This is a genomic window from Aquabacterium sp. (assembly GCF_030652515.1).
Taxonomy (GTDB): domain Bacteria; phylum Pseudomonadota; class Gammaproteobacteria; order Burkholderiales; family Burkholderiaceae_C; genus Aquabacterium.
In genome coordinates this window covers 1-2,437 of the sequence record NZ_JAUSAR010000156.1, presented here as the reverse complement: position 1 = coordinate 2,437, position 2,437 = coordinate 1, and the positions used below count along the sequence as shown (strand labels likewise).

At 64.2% G+C, this 2,437-nt stretch carries 2 protein-coding genes; both read right to left on the bottom strand.

Annotated features, from left to right (window positions below; genetic code table 11):
- Window positions 1-221: 221 nt before the first annotated feature.
- Window positions 222-725, bottom strand: coding sequence for a 2-amino-4-hydroxy-6-hydroxymethyldihydropteridine diphosphokinase (gene folK / locus Q7V20_RS18045; RefSeq protein ID WP_304794421.1), 504 nt, complete (start codon window positions 723-725; stop codon window positions 222-224).
- Entirely contained in the window at window positions 718-2,343 is a 1,626-nt protein-coding gene (gene pcnB, locus Q7V20_RS18040; RefSeq protein ID WP_304794418.1) for a polynucleotide adenylyltransferase PcnB, read from the bottom strand. Before pcnB ends, folK begins: the two co-directional genes overlap by 8 nt.
- Window positions 2,344-2,437 lie beyond the last annotated feature (94 nt).

Sequence of the window (2,437 nt, the reverse complement as noted above, 5' to 3'; positions counted from 1 at the left end):
GATCAATCACTTTCAGTATGAATGCATTCACAGGGCCAACGTGCGCTTTTAAAAGACCACAAAGGCAAACCACCCGGGCCAGGGCCCGTTCCCAGTTTCCGCGGAGGAAACGGGCATGCCCCACGGGGATTGCCATTGCCGTGCTTTGTCAAAGCCGCTTGAAATCAAGCGTGTATTTTGACCCACCAACAAAGCCAGAGATTCTACTGCGAATTTCCGGCTTATTCCAGCGAAATCCCTTGTTGGGCGGCCAATTGGGCCCGCGCAGAGGGTGAAAGGGGCTTCGGATCGGTCGGTTTTGGGGCCAATTGGCCCAGTAACTCGGCCAAAGGCTCCTGCACGAATGCGCGCTCGCCCATCCTTGGGTGGGGCAAGGTCAGCATTTTTGAATGGCGCGTGGCACCTTCCATCCAGAGCAAATCGAGGTCCAGCGTGCGTGGCGCCAGAGGCCGGGGGCGCTCTCGGCCCAGCTTCAATTCAATGACGAGCAAGGCGTTGAGCAACTCGTGCGGGGCCAAGGCGGTGCTCAGCGCCGCCACGGCATTGAGGTAATCGGGGCCATCGGTGCCCACGGCCTTGGTCAGGTAAAACGAAGACACGCCTTCCAGGCTGGTCCAGGGCAAGGCCTGAAGCTCCGCCAATGCCGCTTGCAGGTTCGCGCGGGCTGGGCCCAGATTGGCGCCCAGGCCCACAAAGGCCCGAAAGCGAGGCAGTTCTTCAGTCACCAGAGTCGCCGCCATCATTGGGGGCACAATGGCTTTCAACCGCACCACCCTCGCCTTCACTGGGCTTGCGGCGACGCCGACGGCGCTTCTTGGCGGCCGGGACAGCGCTTTCGCCGCCGTCCTCGAAGGCCGGGAGTTCAGCACCCGATCCAGCGCCAGTACTGGCGTGCGACGCAGATCGGCCACCCGCTCGCGGGCCTTGGGCCGCGCGCTTGGCCGACTCCTGTTGGCGGGCCACGTCCATCAGCTCGCGGCGTTCGTCGTTGTCGGCCAGCGAGAAGTCTTCCCACCAGGTGGCCAGTTGCTGATCGGCCTCACCCGTCTGGGCCCGCAGGCGCAGGAAGTCGAAGCCAGCGCGGAAGCGGGGTTGCTCGACCAAGGTGAGCGGCCCGCTGCCCACGAGCTTGTCAAAGCGCGGCTGCATGGTCCATATCTCACGCCTGTCGGACGCCAGTTTGCCTCGACCGGAAATGTCGCCAATGCGGGCGTCGAACACGGCGTCGGTCGCGGATTGCAGGGCCGGGAAAGCGGGCTCGCCCCTGGCCTGGTTGCGCTTCCAGTGGTCAAGCACGTCATGCCACAGCAGGCAGGCCAGCAGGAAGCTGGGCGCCACGGGCTTGCCTTCGGACACGCGGCGGTCGGTGTCGTTCAGGGCCAGCTTGACGAACTGCTCGCGGCCGGGATGGCGGCGGGCTTCGTCGAACACGGCATCCAGGATGGGGAACACGCCCCGGTCCAGGCCCAGCTTGCGCAATTGGTCCAGCGACGCCTGGGCGTGGCCGGTTTGCAGCAGCTTGATCATTTCGTCGAACAGGCGCGATTGCGGCACATTGGCCAGCAACTCGGACATGGCCAGCAAGGGCTCGCGCGTCTTGGCTTCGATCTCGAAGTTCAGCTTGGCGGCGAAACGCACCACGCGGATGATGCGGACCGGGTCTTCACGGTAGCGCACATCGGGCACACCGATCATGCGCAGCACCTTCTTCTTGATGTCCTTGATGCCGCCGTGATAGTCGACCACCACGCCCGTGCTGGGGTCGTAGTACATGGCGTTGACGGTGAAATCGCGGCGCGCGGAATCCTGGTCTTGCGGGCCCCAGACGTTGTCGCGCAGCACACGTCCGCTGCCATCGACCACGTGGGATTTGCCGGCCAGCTCGGAACGCGAGGTTTTCTCGTTGCCAGCCACCTGCTCAGCCGCGTCGGCATCCAGGTAGGCGCGGAAGGTGGACACCTCGATCACGTCGTTGTCACGGCCCCGGCCAAACACCACGTGGACGATGCGAAAGCGGCGCCCGATGATGAAAGCGCGCCGGAACAGGCTTTTGACCTGCTCGGGCGTGGCATTGGTGGCCACGTCGAAATCCTTGGGGCGCAGACCGACCAGCAGGTCGCGCACGGCGCCGCCAACGATGTAGGCCTCGAAACCGGCTTCCTGCAAGGTCGTGCAGACCTTGACGGCACGGTCGTCCACCAGGCTGGGGTCAATGCCGTGCTCTGACGCTGGCACATCCACCCGTTTGCCCGTGGGAACGCGAGGCTTGCGCCCGCCTGCCGCCGCGCGAGGAGGTTTGCTGGGGTCTTTGCCCAGGATCTTGTCTATCAATCTCTTGATCATGAAAACAGTCGAAGAATGCGCCAGCCGCGCTCACGGGCCACGGCCTCGAGGGCCGGACTGGGATTGGTGGCAACGGGATCGCTGGCCAGGTACA

Excerpts from the sequence above, each read along its gene's own strand:
- pcnB (WP_304794418.1), bottom strand. The coding sequence starts at position 2,343 with ATGATCAAGAGATTGATAGACAAGATCCTGGGCAAAGACCCCAGCAAA.